Source organism: Streptomyces sp. NPDC058691, from assembly GCF_042714775.1.
Lineage (GTDB): Bacteria > Actinomycetota > Actinomycetes > Streptomycetales > Streptomycetaceae > Actinacidiphila.
This window is the reverse complement of record NZ_JBHXSO010000011.1, coordinates 93,111-108,223: the sequence shown is the minus strand read 5'-3', so window position 1 is coordinate 108,223 and position 15,113 is coordinate 93,111. Positions and strand designations below refer to the sequence as shown.

Here is a 15,113-nt window from a genome sequence, read left to right as displayed (position 1 = left end):
AGGCGATGCAGGAGGACGAGGCCGGTGCAGTTCGGAATCTTCACGGTGGGTGACGTCACCCCCGACCCCACCACAGGCAGGACGCCGAGCGAGCACGAGCGGATCAAGGCGATGACCGCGATCGCGCTCAAGGCCGAGGAGGTGGGGCTGGACGTCTTCGCGACCGGCGAGCACCACAACCCGCCCTTCGTGCCGTCGTCGCCGACGACGATGCTGGGCTGGATCGCGGCCCGCACCGAGAACCTGATCCTGTCCACCTCGACCACGCTGATCACCACGAACGACCCGGTGAAGATCGCCGAGGACTTCGCGATGCTCCAGCACCTGGCGGGCGGCCGCGTCGACGTGATGATGGGGCGCGGCAACACCGGCCCGGTCTACCCCTGGTTCGGCCAGGACATCCGGCAGGGCATCCCGCTCGCGGTGGAGCACTACGCGCTGCTGCACCGGCTGTGGCGCGAGGACGTGGTGGACTGGGAGGGCCGCTTCCGCAGCCCGCTGCAGGGCTTCACCTCCACGCCGCGGCCGCTGGACGGCGTCCCGCCGTTCGTCTGGCACGGCTCCATCCGCTCGCCGGAGATCGCCGAGCAGGCGGCCTACTACGGCGACGGCTTCTTCCACAACAACATCTTCTGGCCGTCCGACCACACCAAGCGGATGATCGAGCTCTACCGCGCGCGCTTCGCGCACTACGGCCACGGCACGCCGGAGCAGGCGATCGTCGGGCTCGGCGGCCAGGTCTTCATGCGGAAGAACTCGCAGGACGCCGTGCGCGAGTTCCGCCCGTACTTCGACAACGCCCCGGTGTACGGCCACGGGCCGTCGCTGGAGGACTTCACCGAGCAGACCCCGCTGACCGTCGGCTCGCCGCAGCAGGTCATCGAGAAGACGCTGTCCTTCCGCGAGTACGCCGGCGACTACCAGCGCCAGCTGTTCCTGATGGACCACGCGGGCCTGCCGCTGAAGACGGTCCTGGAACAGCTCGACATGCTCGGCGAGGAAGTCGTGCCGGTGCTGCGCGAGGAGTTCGCCAAGGGCCGCCCGGCCGGCGTGCCGGACGCGCCGGTCCACGCCTCGCTGGTCGCCCGGCGGGACGCCGAGGCGGCCGCCGCGGCCGAGAAGGAGACGGAGGTCGTCCGATGAACCCTGAACCGATCGAGCTCGTGGTCGTCTCGGCCGGGCTGAGCGTCCCGTCCTCCACCCGGCTGCTCGGCGACCGGCTCGCCGAGGCCGCCCGGCAGTCCGCCGCCGAGGACGGGCGCCCGGTCGAGGTGCGCGTGATCGAACTGCGCGACCTGGCCGTGGACATCGCCAACAACCTGGTCACCGGCTTCCCCGGGCGCGCGCTGGCGGAGGCGATCGAGGCGGTGACGCGGGCCGACGGGCTCATCGCCGTCTCGCCGGTGTTCAGTGCCTCCTACAGCGGGCTGTTCAAGTCCTTCTTCGACGTGTTCGACAATGACGCGCTCACCGGCAAGCCCGTGCTGATCGCCGCCACCGGCGGCACCGCCCGGCACTCGCTGGCGCTGGAGCACGCCATGCGGCCGCTCTTCGCCTACCTGCGCGCGATCGTCGTGCCGACGGCCGTCTACGCCGCCTCCGAGGACTGGGGCGGCAGCGGCGACCCGCTGACCGACACCCTGCCGACCCGGATCGCGCGCGCCGCGGGCGAGCTGGCCGGGCTGCTGGTGGCGCGGCCGCCCGCGCCTCGATCCGTGGCCGATACGGTCGTTCCGTTCGAGCAGCAACTGGCCGCCCTGCGGCCCGAGTAGAAGGGGGCCGCACCATGGCAGCACGTGTCGCGGACAACCCGGACAAGTCGCGCTTCGAGATCTTCGAGGCGGTGGACGAGGGGGGCCCGGAGGAGCGAGCCGGCTTCGCCGAGTACCACCTGTACGGCAAGGAGATGGCGTTCATCCACACCGAGGTGGATCCCCGCTTCGGTGGCCGGGGCCTGGGCGGGATCCTGGCCCGCGCCGCGCTGGACGCCGCGCGCGACCGGGGGCTGGAGGTCCTGCCGTTCTGCCCCTTCATCCGGGCCTGGATAGGCAAGCATCCCGAGTACGTGGAGCTGGTGCCCGAGGGGCAGCGCGCGCGCTTCGGTCTCTGAGTCGCGGCGTCGGCCGGGCGAGGCGGCCCGTCGGGCGGGCGGGGTCGGCGAGGGCCGGAATGAAGTTGGTTGGTTGAAGGTTAAACCAGTCGACGGAGGTCCGGCCCGGACCCCCGGGAGAGTTCCCGAGAACGAGGAGCGTCCCATGCCCGCCGTGACCGTGGAGAACACGCTGCTCCTGCCCCGTGTCACCGAGCCCGACCCGGTGGCCGCCGAGCAGCGCCCCGTACGCACCGTGACCACCGCTCCGCGCGGTTACGAGGGCGAGGGCTTCCCCGTGCACAGGGCCTTCGCCGAGGTCTCCCCGCGGGTGCTCGACCCGTTCGTCCACATGGACCAGATGGGCGAGGTCGAGTACGCCCCGGGGGAGCCCAAGGGCACCGCCTGGCACCCGCACCGCGGCTTCGAGACCGTCACGTACATGATCGACGGCCGCATGGAGCACCAGGACTCGCACGGCGGCGGGGGCACCATCAGCGACGGCGCCACGCAGTGGATGACGGCCGGCAGCGGCATCCTCCACATCGAGACGCCGCCGGAGGAACTGGTCGTCTCCGGCGGGCTGTTCCACGGCATCCAGCTGTGGGTCAACCTGCCCCGCGCCCACAAGTGGAACCCGCCGCGCTACCAGAGCATCGAGGGCCCCGAGGCGGCGCTGCTGTCCTCCCCGGACGGCGGCGCGCTGGTCCGCGTCATCGCCGGCGAGGTCGCCGGACACCGCGGGCCGGGGAGCACCTTCACCCCGATCACCCTGGTGCACGCGACCCTGAGCCCCGGTGCCCGCCTGGTCCTGCCCTGGCGGCCCGACTTCAACGCCCTGGCGTACGCGCTGTCGGGGAGCGGTACGGCCGGCGCCGAGCGGCGCCCGCTGGACGCGCACCAGCTCGCGGTCTTCGGGGCGGGCGACACCCTGACACTGGAGGCCACCGGCCACCCCGACAGCCGCACCCCCGACCTGGACGTCCTCGTCCTCGGCGGGCGCCCGATCCGCGAACCGGTCGCGCACTTCGGACCGTTCGTGATGAACACCAAGGCCGAGGTCCTGCAGGCCATCGAGGACTTCGACAAGGGCCGGCTCGGCTTCGAGCAGGCGGCCCGCATGCCGCACACCGCACCCGGAGAGGAGCTCACGTGAACCCCACCCGTTTCGAGTCGTCCGAGGCCGTCGAGCCCTTCGAGGCCGCCGAGGAGACCACGGCGGAGCGCTGGGAGCGCGCCGGGCTCTTCTTCGAGGCCAAGGAGTACACGGAGGCCGCCCGTCTGCTGACGGACGTCGTCGAGGAGGTCCCGGAGCAGATCGCGCCGCGTCTGCTGCTGGCCCGCTCCTACTACCACTCCGCCCAGCTCGGCCGCGCCGAGGAGCAGTTGCGGGCGGTGATCGACCGCGACCCCGTCGAGCACTACGCGCACCTGATGCTGGGCCGCACCCTCCAGCGGCAGGGGCGCGCCGACGAGGCCACGCCCTGGCTGCGGCTGGCCGCGGCCTTCTCCGGGGAACTGCCGCCGGAGAGCTGACAGCCGCTCCGAAAACGCCGCGCCACCGTCTAAAGGCTGGGCAAAGTCCCCGGCCGGGCGGTGGCGCGGCACATACGTTCCCCGGACATCGGTCTGCAACGGGGGGAAACCGTGTCCGGACGGTCACGTGTGTCATCGGCGCTCGGCTGGGCGCTCACCATTGTGTGCAACATCGTCCTGCCCATATTGACGTACAACCGGCTCATGGACGCGGGCTGGGACGAGTTCCCGGCCCTGCTGGTCTCCGGTGTCTGGCCGGTGCTGGAGACGGGCGTCTCGCTGGCCTGGCGGCGCAAGGTGGACGAGTTCGCGATCATGACGCTGATCTTCCTGGCCATCACCGTGCTGGTCACCGTCGTGGGGCCGCACTCGACCCGGCTGCTCCTGGTCAAGGACTCGGCGGTGACGGGCCTGTTCGGTGTGGTCTGCCTCGCCAGCCTGCTCGCGCCGAGGCCGCTGATGTTCTACTTCGGCCGCAAGTTCGGCACCGACGGCACAAAGGAGGGCGCCGAACGCTACGACGGGCTGTGGCAGTACGAGGGCTTCCGCCACGTGGTGCGCACGATGACCGTCGTCTGGGGGGCGAGTTACGTCGTGGAGGCCCTGGCCCGCATCGGCCTGTCGTACCGGCTGTCCACCGCCACCATGGTGACGGTCAACTCGGTGCTGTCGTACGCCGTCGCCGGCGTCCTCATCGCCTGGACCATCCTCTACGGCCGCCGCGCGGCCGCCCGTGGCCAGGAGCGCGCACGGCAGGCGGCGGCCGCTTCTGAGGCGGCGGCACTAGGCGAGGCGGCCGCCCCGGCCGGGCCCGGGGGCGGCCTGACCGCGCCCCGCGGCCCCGGAGAGGCGTTCGGCGATCCGGGCGGTCTTCCCGCCCCTCGCACCGCGCCACGGCGGCCGCCTGCGAGCGGCCGCCACGACGGGACGGTAGACCGGCGGTCATGGACGACAAGCACGAACAGCGGCGGCCGGTGGTGGTCACGGAGCGCGGCTCCGTGCGCGGGGTGACCGAGGAGGGCGGGGTGGCGGCCTTCCGCGGGATCCCGTACGCCGCGTCGCCGGTGGGCGACCTGCGGTTCTCCTCCCCGCGCCCGCATCCGGGCTGGAACGGCGTGCGGGACGCGGCGCGTTCCGGTCCCGGGGCCCCGCAGGGGCACAGCCGCCTGGAGGCGATCCTGGGCCCGCGGGAGCTGCACAGCGACGAGGCCGGCTGCCTCACCCTCAACGTGTGGGCGCCCGAGGGCGCCCTGGACGCCGGGGCGCCGCCGCGCCCGGTGCTGATGTGGATCCACGGCGGCGGCTACACCAGCGGCTCGGGCGGCTGGGACCTCTACGACGGCGGGCGGCTGGCGGCACTCGGCGGGATCGTCGTCGTCACCATCAACTACCGTCTCGGGCCGCTGGGTTATCTGCAGGCGCCGGAACTCGGCGCCGACAACATCGGCAGCCAGGACCAGGCCGCCGCGCTGCGCTGGGTGCGGGACTCCGTCGCGGCCTTCGGCGGCGACCCCGAGGCGATCACCGTCGGCGGCCAGTCCGCCGGCGCGTACTCCGCGCTCGCCCTCGCGCTCGACCCGGGGACGCGCGGGCTGGTCCGGCGGGTGATCGGCCAGAGCGGTCCGTGGGGGCTGGAGCCGCAGGAGCCGGCGGAGGCCGCCGACGCCGCCGCGCACTACCTGCGCCTGCTCGGTGTCCCGGGGGCCGGCGCCCTGCGCGGTCTGCCCGTCGAACGCCTGCTGGAGGCGTACGGGCGGCTCGTCGTGGAGCGCGCCCGGCCGGGCGACACCGCGCCGCCGACCTATCCGGTGCGCGGCGGCGCGCTCACCGCGACGGGATGGCGGGAGGCGGTGGCCGGCGGTGCCCTGCGGGGTACGGACGTCCTGCTGGGCGGTACGCAGGACGAGATGACCGCCTTCCTGGCCATCACGTCCTTCGGCGAACCTCTGGACGTCGCCGCCGAGCAGTTCTTCCGCGCGGGCATCACCGAGATCGCGGGGCAGTGCGCCCGTGACGGGGCCCCCGCGTACGTGTACCGCTTCACGCGGCGGCCGCCCGGGGAGGCCGACATCGGCGGCGTCGCCCTGGGTGCCACGCACTGCGCGGAACTGCCGTTCCTCTTCGGCACGTTCGACGCCTTCCGCGACGCGCCGATGCTCGGCCGGGTGGACGCGGCCGACCGCGCCCTCGGGCGGGCCTTCGGTGGCGCGCTCGCCGCCTTCACGGCGACGGGAAGCCCCAACGGGCCGGGCCTGGATCCGTGGGGGCCGTGGATCCCGGGGGTTCCGGGACTGGAGCCCGGGGCGGAGCCGGAGTCGGGGCCGGAGGTGAGGCGGTTCGGGCCGGCGACTCGATAACTCTTTTGGGGGATCGCACAGATATTCGAACACCGGATAGTCTGCTGGACATGTCGACCTCACACGAAGAGCCGGCGCTCTTCTCCGATCCCGACCTGACCGCTCCCGCCCCGGTCCGCGGCCCCGCGCCGGTCCTCGATCCGTTCCACGCTCCGGCGCCCGCCGGTCCCGTGGCCGGACCGAGGGCGGGGGAGGGGCGGGAGCCGATAGGCCCGCGCCCCACCGAGTCCGGCTGACGGGCGCGTTCCGCGGACTCAGCCTCCGGCGCGGGCGTCCTCCACGTGGACGACGCGGAGTTCGGCCCCGTCCCGGTGGCGCTTCGAGCGGCCGTGGAGACCGACGGCGATGTCGGGCGCACCGGCGGTCCTGTCGTGCTCGTCGGGCGCCACGTGAGTGAGTACGTCCGGGTGGTCTCCCGTCACCACCCAGCCGTCGGCCTCCCCGACGTCAATCACGGAGAAGTCCCCGGCTGGGCCGCTGGCCTGCACCGGCCCGAACTCCCGCAGGATCGCGGTGGCCTGGCCGGCCGGGTCGTCCGTGGAGGGGGCCGTCAGCACGACGCACGTGCCGTGCTCGAAGAGCACCCAGCACTTGCGGGGGTCGTCGAGGAGTCGTCGCCAGGTGTCGATGCGCGTCTGTGTGTCCACGCGGCCATGATGGCGCGGGGCACCGACAGCCGGCCCGGCCCCCGCGATGCGGGGACCGGGCCGGGAGCGCCTGCCGCGGGCAGTGGGTTCAGCGCCCCACGCCCGAGGGCTCGGCCGGGGCCGGCACACCGTCAGGGCGGACCGGCGGCGGCGCGATCGCCGTCTCGTCATGGGTCATGTCGGGCAGCCAGTTGAGCCACGAGGGGAGGTACCAGTTGCGCTCGCCGAGCAGCGACATCACCGCGGGGAGCAGGATTCCGCGGATGACGGTGGCGTCGATCAGCACCGCGGCGGCCAGGCCCACGCCCATCTGCTTCATGCTCTGCATGGACAGCGTTCCGAAGATCGCGAACACCGCGACCATGATGACCGCCGCGCTGGTCACCACACCCGCCGTGGTGGTGATCCCCTGCCGGATCGCATCCTGGGTGCTCAGACCGCGCATACGGGCCTCGCGGATCCGGGAGACCACGAACACGTGGTAGTCCATGCTCAGCCCGAAGAGGATCACGAACAGGAACAGCGGCAGCCAGGCCACGATCGCGCCGACGCCCTCGGCACCGACCAGGCCCGCGCCCCAGCCGTGCTGGAAGACCACGGTGAGGATGCCGTACGCGGCGCCCACCGAGAGCAGGTTGAGCACGATCGAGGTCAGGGCGATGGTCAGCGACCGGAAGGAGAGCAGCATCAGGAGGAAGGCGAAGGCGACGACGAAGGCGAACACCGGGGGCACGGCGTCCCCGATCTTGTCCGTGAAGTCCATCGACGCGGCCGTCGAACCGGCCATCGGCGCGCTGACGCCGGCGACCTTGCCGAGAGTGTCGGGGCGGACCTGGTCGCGCAGGATCCGCAGCGAGGCCTCCGCCTTGTTCTCGTCCGTGCCGCCGGTCAGCGGCACCGTGAGGACGGCGACGTTCTCCTTCGGGTGGGTCTCGGTCTCCACCGGGCCAGGGCTGGCGCCCTTGGCCACCGCCTCGTGGGAGAAGGCGTCGATGGCCCGGCGCACCTCGGGAGCGGAGATGTCGGAGGCCTTGACGACGACCTGTGCCGGTTCGGGACCGCCGGGGAAGGCCGTGTTGATGTCCTCGTAGGCGCGGACGACGGGCAGCTTGTCGCCGAGCTCCTGGCTGAGCGTCAGGTTGGCGGTGTTCAGGCCCACCGCGGGCAGCGCGATGGCGATCAGCGCGCCGCCGGCGACCGCTGCGGAGAGGGCCGGACGGCGCAGGACACCACCGAGCACGGCACGCCAGAAGCGGGACTCGCCGCTGCCGCCGCTACCGCCCCGGCCGCGCCGGCGCAGGAAGGGCACCCGGCCCTTCTCGACCCGCTCGCCCAGCAGCGACAGCAGCGCCGGGAGCACCGTGACCGACCCGAACATCGCGACGGCCACCACCATCATCGTGGCCAGGCCCATCGCCTTGAAGTCGCCGATGCCGGTGAAGAGCATGCCCGCCATCGCCACGATCACCGTCACGCCGGAGACCAGGATCGCCCGCCCGCTGGTCGCGGCGGCGATGCGCAGCGCGGTCTGCGGGTCGTGCCCGGCCTCCCGCTCCTCGCGTTCGCGGCGCAGGTAGAACAGGCAGTAGTCGACGCCGACGGCCAGACCGACCAGCAGCATCACGGAGTTGGCGGTGTCGCTCATGTGGACCGTGTGGCTGACGACCGCGACCAGACCTGTCGTCGCCAGGAAGGCCGTCATCGCGAGCGCGACCGGCAGCAGGGCGGCCACCAGGGCGCCGAAGGCGATCAGCAGGATGCCGAGCGCCACCGGGAGCGCCGAGTACTCGGCCCGCTGGAAGTCGCTGCCGAAGGCGTCGTCGAACACCTTCTGCGAGCTGGCCTCGCCGAACTGCTCGACGGTGAAGTCGCCGTGCCGGTCCTGGACACCCTGTACGGCGTCGACCACGGGCTGTACGCGGTCGGGAGCGGTGTCCGGGTCGCCGCGCATGTCGAACTTCACCAGTGCCGAACGCCCGTCCTCGGACACGGCCTTGATGTCGTACGGAGACTGGACCGAGGTGACCTCGCCGGTGCCCTTCACGGCGCTGATGACATCACCGACCGTGGCGCGGAAGGCCGGGTCGGTCGCCTTCACCGACCCCGACGCCGCCCGGACGAGCACCATCTCGCCGGCCGGGCCGTTGCTCAGCCCCGCGTCGTCCAGGATCCGCACGGCCTGGCCGAACTCGCCGGGCACCTCCTCGCTGTCCGTCACGTCGACCCGGCCGGCCATCGAACCGATGGCCAGCGCGAGGACGACGAAGAGCAGCCAGCCGCCCACCGCCGTCCACCGGTGCCGGGCGCTCCAGCCGCCCATGGCGGCGGCGATGCCTTGCTTGCCGTGTGCCGTACCCGCGGTACGGGTGCGGCCGTGTGCGCTTGCCACGGTGTCGAAACCCCCTCGGAGCCGGGCGGTGGTACCTCACCACCGCCTCGACCTCGACGCTATGGGCCCCGGAACCGCCGTCCCATCCGGCTGACCGGTGACTCAGCGGCGGGTTTCTCCTCCCCGGGAAGTGGGGAAAACCCCCGCCCCGGACTTCGGTGGCCCCTACATGCGCCGCCTGTCCGTGGGAGTTCCGGCACGTGGCGGCGGTGGGGTCATCCCCCGGGCGTACGTCCCACCGTCCCGGCCGGGGTCACTGGCGATAGCCGGCGAGGAAGCGGCCGATGCGGCTGATGGCCGCGTCCAGATCCTCGGCACGGGGGAGGGTGAGGATGCGGAAGTGGTCCGGGCGCGGCCAGCTGAAGCCGGTGCCCTGGACCACCTGGATCTTCTCGCGCAGCAGCAGGTCCAGTACGAACTTCTCGTCGTCGTGGATCTGGTGCACCTTCGGGTCCAGGCGCGGGAAGGCGTAGAGGGCGCCCTTGGGCTTCACGCAGGAGACGCCGGGGATCTCGTTGAGCTTCTCCCAGGCCGTGTCGCGCTGCTCGTGCAGCCGGCCGCCGGGCAGCACCAGGTCCTTGATGCTCTGCCGCCCGCCGAGGGCGGCCTGGATCGCCTGCTGGGCGGGCACATTGGGACACAGCCGCATGGAGGCCAGCGTCGTCAGGCCCTCCAGGTAGCTCTTGGCGTGCTGCCGCGGGCCGGTGACGACCAGCCAGCCCGAGCGGAAGCCCGCGACGCGGTAGGCCTTGGACAGCCCGCTGAAGGTCAGGCACAGCACGTCGGGGGCGAGCTGCGCCGCCGTGTGGTGCACTGCGTCGTCGTAGAGGATCTTGTCGTAGACCTCGTCGGCGAAGACGACCAGATGGTGGCGGCGGGCCAGGTCGAGCATGCCTTCCAGCAGCTCGCGCGGATACACCGCGCCCGTGGGGTTGTTGGGGTTGATGATCACCAGTGCCCGGGTGCGGCCGGTGATCTTCGAGGCGATGTCGTCGAGGTCGGGGAACCAGTCGGCGGACTCGTCGCAGACGTAGTGCACCGCCTTGCCGCCCGCCAGGTTGGTCACGGCCGTCCACAGCGGGAAGTCGGGGGCCGGGATCAGCACCTCGTCACCGTCGTCCACCAGGGCCTGCACGGCCATCTGCACCAGTTCGGAGACGCCGTTGCCGAGGAAGACGTCGTCCACGCCCACGTCGGCGAGGCCGCGTTCCTGGTAGTGCTGGGCGACGGCGCGGCGCGCCGAGAGGATGCCGCGCGAGTCGCTGTAGCCGTGCGAGGTGGGGAGGGTGCGGATGATGTCCTGGAGCAGTTCCTCGGGGGCCTCGAAGCCGAACAGCGCCGGATTGCCGGTGTTGAGCCGCAGGACGCTGTGCCCGGCCTCCTCCAGCGCGTTGGCGTGCTCGATGACCGGACCGCGGATCTCGTAGCAGACCTCGGCCAGCTTGCTCGACTGCTTGTACTCCATGCGACGGCCTCCCGGTCCGGTCCCGCACCCTGCTGCAGAGGCACAGGCTACTGCTTGGTTTTACCAAGTGCCAGCTTGGAAAGTCCAACTCTTTGTCTACACTGGGATCATGCCGCGCCGAAGTTACGACCAGTACTGCGCCGTCGCCCGTGCCCTCGACACGGTCGGCGAGCGCTGGACGCTCCTGATCGTCCGTGAGCTGCTGGCGGGCCCCCGCCGGTACACCGATCTCCACGCCGACCTGCCCGGCGTGAGCACCGACGTCCTCGCCTCCCGCCTGAAGGAGATGGAGCGCGACGAACTGGTCACGCGCCGCCGCCTGCCGCCCCCCGGCGCCGCGTACGTCTACGAACTCACCCCGCGCGGACGGGACCTGCTGCCCGTGCTCGGCGTGCTCGCCGCGTGGGGCGCCGCCGACCTCGGCGAGCCCCGCCCCACCGACGCCGTCCGCGCCCACTGGGCCGCCGTCCCGCTGATGCGCCGGCTGGCCGAGCTCCAGGACCTGCCCGCCGGCGTGGTCGAGGTCCGCCTCGACGAGGGCGCCTTCCACATCGAGCTGGGCGGCACGACCCCGTCGTACGCGGACGGTCCCGCCAAGAGCCCCGACGCGGTCCTCGCCCTGCCGGCCGGCGCCCGCGCCCTCCCCGACGCACTGGCGGACGGGGCCGCCGAGGTGACCGGCGACGGACCCCTCGCGGACGCCCTGCGCACTGCCGGGGCCTGACCCCACGGGATACGGTGCCCGCATGGGACGTCAGCGCGTGGAACTCGGCCGTGTCCAGGAGACCCTGCTCATACCGCTGCGCGCCCGCGCGGCCGAGACCGCCAGGAAGCGGCCGCTGACCCGTGACCCCAAGGCCGTGGAACTGGTCGAAGCCCTGGACCACGACTTCTCCGGCATCGGCGGCGGCGCGAGCCACCTCGGGGCGGTGCTGCGCGGCGTCATCCTGGACGCCTGGGTGCGCGAGTTCCTCGACGCCCACCCCGCGGGGTCGGTCGTCGAGCTCGGCGCCGGCCTCGGCACCCGGTACGAGCGGCTGGACAACGGCACCGCGACCTGGGTCGAGGTCGACCTGCCCGACGTCATCGCGCTCCGCCGCGAGCTGCTGGAGGAGAGCGGACGGCGGCGCATGGTGCCCGGCTCCGTCACCGAGCCCGGCTGGACCGCCGCCGTCGAGGCCGCCCCGGGCCCGTACCTCTTCGTCTCCGAGGCGGTGCTCGTCTATCTCACCGAGGAGGAGGTCCGGACGGCGATCGGGCTCATCACGACGCATTTCCCCGGCTCCGTCCTGCTCATGGACACCGTCTCCGCCGCCGTCGCCCACCGCGAGCGCACCGTCAACGTGGGCTGGAGCTGCGACGATCCGCGTGAACTCGCCGACTGGGGACTGCGGTTGCGCGACTCACGAGCCCTGTGGGAGCTGCCGCCCGAGGACCGCCCCCGCCTCACCCCGGGCCGCCGGGTGCTCACCGCGCTCCTCAACCGCCTCGCCGGGAGCGGGGGTTCGCGCTTCAGCCGATTCGACGTCGGCTGACACACTGCCCATGGTCCGCGGCGGGGCCCGCCGGTAGGGTCGTTCCGGGGGTGGGGGATGACGTCGACGACGGACCGGCCGGCGGTGGCGGCCTTCGCCGCACGACCGGTCGCGCTGGTGGCCGGGCTGCTCGCGGCGGTCCTGACCGCCCTGTCGTGGCGGTACGGCTTCCACCGCGACGAGTTGTACTTCCTGGTCGCCGGCGACCACCCCGCCTGGGGGTACGTGGACCAGCCGCCGTTGACCCCGCTCGCCGCGCGGCTGTCCACCGCCGTCTTCGGCGACAGCCCGGCCGGCCTGCGCGTGGTGGCGACCGCCGCGTGCGCGGCGATCGTCGTCCTGGCCGCCGCCGTCTGCCGTGAACTGGGCGGCAGCCGTAGGGCGCAGGTGCTCGCCGCGGTCTTCACGGCCGTGTCCGGATTCGTCCTCGCCGTCGGCCACATGGTCTCCACGGCCACCTTCGACGTGCTGGTCTGGCTCGCCGTCTGCTGCCTCGTGCTACGCCTGCTGCGCACCGGGGACGGCCGGTGGTGGCTCGCGGTCGGCGCGGCCGTCGGTGTCGGCCTGGAGAACAAGTACCTGGTGGCGCTGCTGGTCCTCGCCCTCCTCGGCGGGCTGCTGCTCACGGGGCCGCGCCGGGTGCTGCGCGGCTGGTGGCCGGTCGCCGGCGCCGCCCTCGCGCTCGCGCTCGCCCTGCCCAACCTGTGGTGGCAGGCCCGGCACGGCTGGCCGCAGCTCACCGTCGCGGGCGGCATCAGCGCCGACGACGGCACCGAGAACCGCCTGCTGTTCGTGCCGGAGCAACTCCTTTATCTCTCGCCGGTGTTCGTGCCGGTCTGGATCGCCGGCGGTCTGCGACTGTGGCGCGATCCGGAGCTGCGCCGGGCCCGCGCCTTCGCCCCGGCCTACCTGATCCTGTGCGTCCTGGTGCTCGCGAGCGGCGGCAAGCCGTACTACGCGCTGCCGCTGCTCATCGTCCTGCTCGCCGCGGGCTGCGAGCGCTACGCCGCGAGACCCCGCGACACGATCGTCCCGGTCGCGCTGACGGCCGTGCTGACCGCCCTGCTGTCGCTGCCCGTGCTGCCGCCGGGCGCGGTCTCCGTCGTGAACGCAGTGAACCCGGAGCAGGGCGAGCAGATCGGCTGGCCCCGCCTGGCCGACGCCGTCGCCGTCGCGTGGGCCCGCATACCCGAGGGCGACCGCGGGCGCGCGGTCCTCCTCGCCCAGAACTACGGCGAGGCCGGCGCCCTCGCCCACTACGGCCCCTCCCGCGGTCTGCCCGCCCCCTACTCCGGCCACATGGGCTTCCACGACTGGGGCCCGCCCCCCGACTCCGCGGACGGCCCCGTCCTGCTGGTCCGCCAGCGGGAGGCCGACGGCATCGAAGCACACCTCAAGGGCTGCCGTCAGGTCGGCACCGTCGACAACGGCCACGGCGTCGACAACGAGGAACAAGGCGCCGCCATCGTCCTCTGCACCGGCCCCGCGGCCCCCTGGTCCACCCTCTGGCCGTCGCTGCGCCACTTCTATTAGGCCGGCATGGCCAACCTTTCGCCGTGGACCTCTACTTCGATCCGGTGCCCCTGCTAGGCGATGCGAGTGAGGTGTTCCGCGGACAGTGGACGGACCGGAAGTGGCTGAACGTGCCGGGACCCTTCTACGGCGCCGACACCGACAACTGCGCAACCGGCCGCCTGCACGCCCCGGGGCTCGTGCTCGCCGAGGGCGAGTACTTCACCGGGAACTTCCGGGGATGCCCCGGCCTTCAGGCCGGGGAAGGATCGGACCCCTGCGGAGGAGGACAGGGAACGGGGTTTCGCTGTCAGGGCGAGAGACCGCCCGCACGGTCGGCTAGGCTGATTGCTGTGCGTTGCGAGAACCAAGCAGCGCGTTCACCGTGCTGATCGAGAGCCAAGACGGCACATGCACCTCCTGGATGTGCTTCGTCAAACCGGGCTGGTCTCAACCCGGCTGGTGCTGATCGTGTAAGAGCTGACGGACCGCAGGTCTCCAGCCCACGTGAGCCAGGAATCCCCCTGCTTCAGCCGGGGGAGGATTCAACGAGTACGTCTACCGGCAGCCCCGGACGACGCAGGAGCTCCGGCAACTGGTCGACGCCGCCGAGGCGGATCCCCTCGAGGGCTATGGCCGCGACGGCGACGAGCACTGGACGCCGGCAACGGTCCGGGAGTGGTGGCGGGACCGGGGGCGGATCCGGGACCACCTGGTGGACCGGCGCGGCGTGTGGGAGGCCGACGACGAGAAGTCGGGGCAGGGCACGGCCGCCGCCGCACGCGACTACGCCGCCTACCTGGACGGTGAGTTGGCCGAGCACCTGCGGGTCTACCTCTTCTGGCTCGAGGAACGCCGCCCTGCGGCGCCGGTGGACCGGCTGCCGCGGCTCTAGCCGGCCGCTTCCCACCGGTTACGGCGCCCCGGGGGCGCCGTGGCGGAGGCCGTCGACGAGGAGGGCGACGAGGCGGTCGGAGCGTTCGCGGGAGCCTGGGCGGCCGGTGATGAGGCTGAAGCCGCTCAGGGCGCCGGCCAGGTCGTCGGCGGAGACGCCGGGGCGGATGGTGCCGGCGCGTTCGGCCGCGTCGAGGAGCCGGCGCAGGGCGGCGAAGATGCGCTCGTGGCCGGCGCGGACGGCCTCGGAGTCGGCCGTGTGGACGATGGCCTTGAGCGCGACGGCCATGCCGGGCTGTTCGGCCGCGGAACCGATGAAGCGCCGCATCCAGACCACGAGCGCCTCGTCCGGCGGCAGTTCGGCCAGCAGGTCCTCGACACCGTCGCACAGCAGGTCCATGTGCCGCACATAGGCGCCGACCACCAGCGCCTCGCGGGTGGGGAAGTGCCGGTAGAGCGTGCCGATCCCGACGCCCGCCCGCCGGGCGATCTCGTCGAGCGCGACGTCCATGCCGCGTTCGAGGAAGACCTCGCCCGCCGCGGCGAGGATCGCCTCCCGTTTGCGGCGGGCGTCCGCGCGCATCGGCCGGGCTTCGCTCATGGTGCCTCCTGTGACCTCCTCCGACCTGGTCAACCTACCCCGTTGCTAAGTGGAGGATTCCTCCGTACAGTCATCCGGAGGAATCCTC

General features: G+C 72.7%; 16 protein-coding genes. 12 read left to right on the top strand and 4 right to left on the bottom strand.

Annotation, left to right across the window (positions count from 1 at the left end):
• Nucleotides 1-24 precede the first annotated feature (24 nt).
• From ACFWVC_RS10675 to ACFWVC_RS10640, 8 genes are all read left to right on the top strand, one after another.
• Nucleotides 25-1,143, top strand: a complete 1,119-nt coding sequence (locus ACFWVC_RS10675; RefSeq protein ID WP_384281811.1) for an LLM class flavin-dependent oxidoreductase — start codon at nucleotides 25-27, stop codon at nucleotides 1,141-1,143.
• Nucleotides 1,140-1,772 (top strand): FMN reductase, encoded by a 633-nt coding sequence (locus tag ACFWVC_RS10670; protein ID WP_384281802.1) that lies wholly within the window; start codon nucleotides 1,140-1,142, stop codon nucleotides 1,770-1,772. The genes ACFWVC_RS10675 and ACFWVC_RS10670 overlap by 4 nt, the downstream gene beginning before the upstream one ends.
• A 14-nt stretch (nucleotides 1,773-1,786) precedes the next feature.
• A complete protein-coding gene (locus ACFWVC_RS10665; protein ID WP_384281796.1) occupies nucleotides 1,787-2,110 on the top strand; it encodes a GNAT family N-acetyltransferase in 324 nt (107 codons plus the stop codon).
• 145 nt (nucleotides 2,111-2,255) lie between these two features.
• Nucleotides 2,256-3,245 carry a pirin family protein gene (locus ACFWVC_RS10660; RefSeq protein ID WP_384281789.1) on the top strand — a complete coding sequence of 330 codons (990 nt, stop codon included), beginning with the start codon at nucleotides 2,256-2,258 and terminating at the stop codon, nucleotides 3,243-3,245.
• Entirely contained in the window at nucleotides 3,242-3,625 is a 384-nt protein-coding gene (locus tag ACFWVC_RS10655) for a tetratricopeptide repeat protein (protein WP_384281786.1), read from the top strand. The genes ACFWVC_RS10660 and ACFWVC_RS10655 overlap by 4 nt, the downstream gene beginning before the upstream one ends.
• Nucleotides 3,626-3,754: 129 nt before the next feature.
• Nucleotides 3,755-4,636 (top strand): VC0807 family protein, encoded by an 882-nt coding sequence (locus tag ACFWVC_RS10650; protein ID WP_384281777.1) that lies wholly within the window; start codon nucleotides 3,755-3,757, stop codon nucleotides 4,634-4,636.
• Nucleotides 4,570-5,982 carry a carboxylesterase family protein gene (locus ACFWVC_RS10645; protein WP_384281774.1) on the top strand — a complete coding sequence of 471 codons (1,413 nt, stop codon included), beginning with the start codon at nucleotides 4,570-4,572 and terminating at the stop codon, nucleotides 5,980-5,982. Before ACFWVC_RS10650 ends, ACFWVC_RS10645 begins: the two co-directional genes overlap by 67 nt.
• A gap of 50 nt (nucleotides 5,983-6,032) precedes the next feature.
• Nucleotides 6,033-6,218, top strand: a complete 186-nt coding sequence (locus ACFWVC_RS10640; RefSeq protein ID WP_384281769.1) for a hypothetical protein — start codon at nucleotides 6,033-6,035, stop codon at nucleotides 6,216-6,218.
• A gap of 18 nt (nucleotides 6,219-6,236) precedes the next feature.
• Here ACFWVC_RS10640 and ACFWVC_RS10635 read toward each other — a convergent pair whose 3' ends face one another.
• The 3 genes from ACFWVC_RS10635 to ACFWVC_RS10625 form a co-directional block, all read right to left on the bottom strand.
• The gene (locus ACFWVC_RS10635) at nucleotides 6,237-6,629 is read right to left on the bottom strand and encodes a hypothetical protein (RefSeq protein ID WP_384281764.1); all 393 of its coding nucleotides are present in this window, start codon (nucleotides 6,627-6,629) and stop codon (nucleotides 6,237-6,239) included.
• A gap of 88 nt (nucleotides 6,630-6,717) precedes the next feature.
• The gene (locus ACFWVC_RS10630; protein ID WP_384281973.1) at nucleotides 6,718-8,949 is read right to left on the bottom strand and encodes an MMPL family transporter; all 2,232 of its coding nucleotides are present in this window, start codon (nucleotides 8,947-8,949) and stop codon (nucleotides 6,718-6,720) included.
• Nucleotides 8,950-9,271: 322 nt separating this feature from the next.
• Nucleotides 9,272-10,483: a pyridoxal phosphate-dependent aminotransferase gene (locus ACFWVC_RS10625; protein ID WP_384281757.1), complete on the bottom strand. Its 1,212-nt coding sequence runs from the start codon at nucleotides 10,481-10,483 to the stop codon at nucleotides 9,272-9,274.
• 106 nt (nucleotides 10,484-10,589) lie between these two features.
• Here ACFWVC_RS10625 and ACFWVC_RS10620 point away from each other — a divergent pair, with 106 nt between their 5' ends.
• The 4 genes from ACFWVC_RS10620 (at nucleotide 10,590) to ACFWVC_RS10605 (ending at nucleotide 14,425) form a co-directional block, all read left to right on the top strand.
• A complete protein-coding gene (locus ACFWVC_RS10620; protein WP_384281970.1) occupies nucleotides 10,590-11,207 on the top strand; it encodes a winged helix-turn-helix transcriptional regulator in 618 nt (205 codons plus the stop codon).
• A gap of 22 nt (nucleotides 11,208-11,229) precedes the next feature.
• Complete coding sequence (locus ACFWVC_RS10615) at nucleotides 11,230-12,018, top strand: class I SAM-dependent methyltransferase (protein ID WP_384281750.1); 789 nt, start codon at nucleotides 11,230-11,232, stop codon at nucleotides 12,016-12,018.
• A 57-nt stretch (nucleotides 12,019-12,075) separates the two neighbouring features.
• The gene (locus ACFWVC_RS10610) at nucleotides 12,076-13,551 is read left to right on the top strand and encodes a glycosyltransferase family 39 protein (protein ID WP_384281745.1); all 1,476 of its coding nucleotides are present in this window, start codon (nucleotides 12,076-12,078) and stop codon (nucleotides 13,549-13,551) included.
• A gap of 694 nt (nucleotides 13,552-14,245) precedes the next feature.
• A complete protein-coding gene (locus tag ACFWVC_RS10605; protein ID WP_384281739.1) occupies nucleotides 14,246-14,425 on the top strand; it encodes a hypothetical protein in 180 nt (59 codons plus the stop codon).
• Nucleotides 14,426-14,443: 18 nt separating this feature from the next.
• Here the strand turns inward: ACFWVC_RS10605 and ACFWVC_RS10600 are convergent, their stop codons facing one another.
• Complete coding sequence (locus ACFWVC_RS10600; protein WP_384281734.1) at nucleotides 14,444-15,025, bottom strand: TetR/AcrR family transcriptional regulator; 582 nt, start codon at nucleotides 15,023-15,025, stop codon at nucleotides 14,444-14,446.
• Between the last annotated feature and the right edge of the window lie 88 nt (nucleotides 15,026-15,113).